The organism is Pseudomonas sp. 05N434, assembly GCF_056396965.1.
The window spans coordinates 1-478 of sequence record NZ_JBFTMK010001114.1; the positions used below are offsets into that span (position 1 = coordinate 1).

1 protein-coding gene is annotated in these 478 nt (G+C 56.7%); it reads right to left on the reverse strand.

Annotated elements, in window-relative coordinates; translation table 11 throughout:
- A partial coding sequence (locus tag AC1DLB_RS31995; RefSeq protein ID WP_018925325.1) for a hypothetical protein occupies nucleotides 1–354 on the reverse strand: 354 nt, incomplete at its 3' end.
- Nucleotides 355–478: the final 124 nt, after the last annotated feature.

Here is a 478-nt window from a genome sequence, read left to right on the forward strand (position 1 = left end):
GGACGGGATTTTTCGGGAAATCTCATCGAACGTGTCGTTGTCTACAGCCGCAAGCAACCTTCTTCCATCCTTGAGTGTGGCCAGAAAGGTTACCTCGGTTTCCTTGCCAGCCAACATGAAGCCGGCAATTGCGCCGATAGGCCCCAGCAACATGGCCCCCGCCACGCCGAAGCCGATGACATCCTTGATGTTGTTGATCGAATCCTCGTTGGCCACTTCTACACTCTTGAACAATGAGAGCGGGAGGGTGATGCCGGGCCACGGGTGAAGCGACGTCCTGAGCGTGAAAACGCCGTCTGTGTACTCTCCATCACCCTGCAGAAAGTCCCCCGCCAGGACCGTTATGCTTGCCATGTTCTTACCCTCTGACTGGCAATCGGTGAACCCACATTTCGCGCCTGCACTGCAGCATCGTCAATCGCCGGGCGATGAAGTGTTCCAGCCGGGGGCCTCTATGCTTGTCTCACACTGCAAACAG